The organism is Asanoa sp. NPDC049475 (assembly GCF_040676915.1).
Lineage (GTDB): Bacteria > Actinomycetota > Actinomycetes > Mycobacteriales > Micromonosporaceae > Asanoa.
In genome coordinates this window covers 3210-7564 of the sequence record NZ_JBFAPY010000021.1, presented here as the reverse complement: position 1 = coordinate 7564, position 4355 = coordinate 3210, and the positions used below count along the sequence as shown (strand labels likewise).

The 4355-nt window shown below is 67.8% G+C and carries 4 protein-coding genes; 2 read left to right on the top strand and 2 right to left on the bottom strand.

The window, feature by feature from the left end; all coding sequences use genetic code 11:
• Positions 1-133: 133 nt before the first annotated feature.
• Positions 134-490 carry a nuclear transport factor 2 family protein gene (locus tag AB0J88_RS39940; protein ID WP_364362206.1) on the bottom strand — a complete coding sequence of 119 codons (357 nt, stop codon included), beginning with the start codon at positions 488-490 and terminating at the stop codon, positions 134-136.
• Positions 491-942: 452 nt separating this feature from the next.
• Positions 943-1614, bottom strand: a complete 672-nt coding sequence (locus tag AB0J88_RS39935; protein WP_364362207.1) for a maleylpyruvate isomerase N-terminal domain-containing protein — start codon at positions 1612-1614, stop codon at positions 943-945.
• A 330-nt stretch (positions 1615-1944) separates the two neighbouring features.
• Between AB0J88_RS39935 and AB0J88_RS39930 the strand changes: the two genes are divergently transcribed.
• Together AB0J88_RS39930 and AB0J88_RS39925 are read left to right on the top strand one after the other, a co-directional pair.
• The gene (locus AB0J88_RS39930; protein ID WP_364362208.1) at positions 1945-2139 is read left to right on the top strand and encodes a hypothetical protein; all 195 of its coding nucleotides are present in this window, start codon (positions 1945-1947) and stop codon (positions 2137-2139) included.
• A gap of 1067 nt (positions 2140-3206) precedes the next feature.
• Positions 3207-4355, top strand: a 1149-nt coding sequence (locus tag AB0J88_RS39925) for a hypothetical protein (protein WP_364362209.1), incomplete at its 3' end; no start/stop codon positions are given.

The following is a 4355-nucleotide window of genomic DNA, read 5'->3' as shown; positions in this document are numbered from 1 at the left end:
GCCTGACCTGTTCTCGCCCCGCGACCTCGCCACACCACTGACCGACCTGCTCACGTCCGGGATACCCTCCGACCCGGTCACACTCGGCTTATGAAGCTCCCCCAGCTCGAACGGAGCTATCTCCGCTCGATGGCTAGACGGGGGTCTGCTGATGAAACGCCAGCAGCCATCGGCCATCGCGACGGACGAACGTGCTGCTAATCACTGCCGAGTACGGCTTTTCGCCGTCCCGTTGAGCGTTCGCCCGGTACACCACAACACCGCTGGCGTCCGTCAGTTCGACGACGCGCGGATCGACCAGCTCGAACGTGGCCCACGGTGGTGCCTGTTCCATCGCTTCGATCGCGGCCTCGCGACCCAGCACACCGAAAGAGAATGCCATCAACGCGTCGTCGGCCAAGTTGTCGCGGTAGTAGACCCCGCCCCGGCCCTCGGCGAGAGCTCGCCATCCTTCCCGCTCCAACGCCACCAAATCCACATTGGGTGCCATTTCCTCACCCTACCGATCCGACCGCCGGTCGGCGACCGCACGTCGGCAGCGACGTTGTGAGCGGATCGACATCGAGAAGGCCAGCCAGAGCACCGTCGCGGACGCGGTAGCCCAGCCGCCTGCACAAATCCAGCCGGTCGAAACTCGACCCCAAGCCGCTATGACCGTTATCTGACCGCCTTCGAGAACGTCACCCTCACGAGTCGGTCTGCGACCGCCGCACCACCGAGCTCCAGACCCAGCTCGACCAGCTCACCGCCCGGCAGACGGAGCTCGGCGAACCGGAAGAAGTCCAGCCGCCTGACGAGGCCGCGATTGAGCGGTTCCGACAGAGCCTGAGCGACATCCTCCGCAGCGGCACCACCCCTTCAGCGAGAAGCGGACCGGCTTTTGCGATGTTCCGGTACCACCGGTACCGCCCGAAGCGGTCGCGCGCCCTACTCCTCCGGCTCTCAGGCGATCAGCTGGTCGAAGATGCCCCGGTCGCCCTCCAGCCGCAGCGAGTCCATCTGAATGCGGCCGTAGCAGAACATGACCAGCTCGTTGGCCGTGCCCCAGGCGGAGACGTCGGCCGCCTCCGTGCCCGCGCCGGCGGAGGCGGGCAGGCGGACGGCGCGGGCGCCGTCGGCGGACAGCCAGACGCGCCACGCGGCCGTCGTCGCGACGCAGGTGGTCAGGAACTCGTCGACACCGTCGAGCGCCACCTCGGTCGGCAGCGGCTGCGGGGCGCCGGCGGCGACTTGAGCGTCATAGGTGTGCACAGCGACCTGCTGGAGCTGGTGCCGGGCGACGGCACCGCTGGTCTGCGGCGACTGCGAGGAACCCCACCACATCCGGGCCGGCGACAGTGTGCTGCGCAAACCGCGAAGCCGCGGCTCAGGAGCGAGATCAAGCCATTTGTGGAGCCGGCTGGGCTCGAACCGCGGTAGCGGGTTGTTGATCCATCGACCCACAACCCCGATGCCGGCAGGCGAGGTAGACCCAACGCGGGCGTTGGGTCTACCTCGCGCCCACTCGAACCGCACCCACCGCACCGTGGGGTCTCCGGGGGTCGCCCCCGGAATAGGAATGACAAATGCCCGCTTGGACCTTGTCCGTGAATCGGCCAGGGTCCAGGCAGTCATTCCTCGACCAAATGTAGCGCAATCGGAACCGCATTTCCGCAGCTCAGGGCCGGTTCGCGACCGTCTCACCCGTCCGGATCCGGCGCTTGTACGGGTGTTCTGGTCCGCCTATCGACAAACCAGATCTGCATGTCGAACGTCGCGGTCCGGATCTACCGCCCTAGGTATGCCTAGACGCCCACCTGAGGCATCTAGGCAGCTCAAGGCGGTCAAGATAGGTGACGCGCGTCCGATGCTCATTGGCTCCTGTCGATCAAAGATTGAGTGAACGCCGATCGAAGCTGACGACACGTTGTCGCGTTTCGCGTTGCGGCAGGAGGAGGAGACGAGATGTTCCAGCACCCGGGCGTGACCCTGACCCTGGCACACGAGCGGGCTCACGAGCTGCGGGCCGAGGCCGACCGTCAGCGGCTGCTCGCGCAGATCCTGCACGCCAGCCTGGCAGACGACGAGCCGGCACCGACCAGCCGGGCAGCCGAGCCGCTGCCGCGCTTCAGCGTCTTCGCGATGCTTTTTGCCCGGTAGGCCACCCTAGAGAATCGAGGATCGACGCTGGAAACGCGTGATTGACTGAAGGAGAACGCTACCTATGCGGCTCCAGTGGAGGGCGTCGAAGGGCTGCGAGCACTGCTGCGATCGGGTCCTTCGCCACGGTCACGTCGCCTACCGCGGGCCGCGCCCACCCACTGTGGGGTCTCCGGGGGTCGCCCCCGGAACAGGAATGACGAATGACTGCCTGGACCCTGATCGCGAAGCGGACAGGATCCAGGCAGCCATTCGTGGACCCGGCGTGGCACGATCCGAACCGCGTTCCAGCAGCTCAAGGGCCCTTTGTGGCCCTCGCACTCGTGCGAAGTCGGCGGGTTGTAGTGCGATCATGGCGCAGCTTTGAACCCTCGGTGGGATACAGCCGTACCGTCTGGGCGGTTGTCCCTGGCCACGGACGTGTTCGTGGGCGATTGATCGGGCCGTAGGGGTCCCGCCAACGTCGGTCTTAGGGCGACTGTGCTCTGGGGGCCGTACGGACTACGGACGCGCCCGCGCGCGGGTCGTTACCGCGTCTTGGGGCACGCGGCAGCCGGAACGATGTGGGTTTTCGCGAGAAAAGTTCGCTTCAGCCGAAATCTGCCTTACTCCGTTAAAACCTCTCTCATTCGGACAACCGTCTGGATACGCTGCGAATCGCCGGGAAACTGACGGCGAGTCACTTGTGTGTGACTCTGGGCGTTTCCGGACCGGCTCTGGAGGGGGCATGAGCAACAACCGACGGCTGCGGCGAGGGCTGAAGGGTGGCCGCGCCGCTTCAGGGCTGAGTTCTGCCCTGCTGGCAGTAGGGATGACAGGTGGGCCCGCGGCAGCCGCAGCGCACCCCATGGAAGCGAAACCCGCTACCCAGGGCGTGCACATCGGTGTGCCTGGTCCGCTGGGCCAGTACGAACGGTGGCCGGCGTCCGGGCCGACGGTCCGGAAAGACGGCGGCGGACCTGACGATTCGTGGGACCAACACCCTGCGGGGCCACCGGACTACGGCCCGCAGGGCTGGCAGGGTCCGCAGGGTGGGCACGACAAGGACGAGCGGCCGCACGGCTCGCATGGCACCCACGGCGCTCAGGGACATCAAGGCGCCCAAGGCGACGCGGGCCCTCAAGGCGCCCAAGGTGACACCGGCGCACAAGGCCTGCAAGGCATCCAGGGTGCCCAGGGGGACGCTGGTGCGCAAGGCGCTCAAGGTGACACCGGCGCACAGGGCCCACAAGGGACGCAGGGCGCGCTCGGGTTGCAAGGAGTTCAAGGGCCGCAGGGCGACACCGGTGCCGAAGGTCCGCAGGGGACTCAGGGAGCCCAGGGTGCGCAGGGGGACGTGGGTGCCCAGGGCGCTCAAGGTGACACCGGCGCCGAAGGTCCACAGGGGACTCAGGGAGTTCAGGGTGCCCAGGGGGACGTGGGTGCCCAGGGCGCTCAAGGTGACACCGGCGCACAGGGCCCGCAAGGGACGCAGGGGGACGTGGGTGCTCAAGGCGCACAAGGTGACACCGGCGCGCAGGGGTTTCAAGGTGTTCCAGGTGTCCAAGGTGCTCAGGGTGATGCCGGGGCCCAAGGCACTCAGGGAGTGCAGGGTGCTCCAGGTGCGCAGGGTGGTACCGGGGCTCAAGGCGCGCAAGGTGCTCAGGGCGACGTGGGCGCTCAGGGCGCTCAGGGCGATACCGGCGCGCAGGGGTTCCAGGGTGCTCCGGGTGTTCAAGGGGCGCAGGGTGACACTGGGGTTCAAGGTCCTCAAGGGGCGCAGGGGGACACCGGGGCGCAAGGTCCTCAAGGGGCGCAGGGGGACACCGGGGCGCAAGGTCCCCAAGGGGCGCAGGGGGACACCGGGGCGCAAGGTCCGCAAGGCACCCAGGGAGTCCAGGGCGACGCGGGCGCTCAAGGCGCTCAAGGTGACACCGGCGCGCAGGGATTTCAGGGTGCTCCGGGTGTTCAAGGTGCCCAGGGTGACACTGGGGTTCAAGGTCCTCAAGGGGCGCAGGGGGACACCGGGGCGCAAGGTCCGCAAGGCACCCAGGGAGTCCAGGGCGACGCGGGCGCTCAAGGCGCTCAAGGTGACACGGGCGCGCAGGGATTTCAGGGTGCTCCGGGTGTTCAAGGGGCGCAGGGTGACACTGGGGTTCAAGGTCCTCAAGGGGCGCAGGGGGACACCGGGGCGCAAGGTCCGCAAGGCACCCAGGGAGTCCAGGGCGACGCGGGCG

What these genes read in the sequence shown, in the direction of transcription:
- AB0J88_RS39940 (WP_364362206.1), bottom strand. Translation starts at nt 490, where the DNA reads ATGGCACCCAATGTGGATTTGGTGGCGTTGGAGCGGGAAGGATGGCGA.
- AB0J88_RS39930 (WP_364362208.1), top strand. Translation starts at nt 1,945, where the DNA reads ATGTTCCAGCACCCGGGCGTGACCCTGACCCTGGCACACGAGCGGGCT.
- AB0J88_RS39935 (WP_364362207.1), bottom strand. Translation starts at nt 1,614, where the DNA reads ATGACTGCCTGGACCCTGGCCGATTCACGGACAAGGTCCAAGCGGGCA.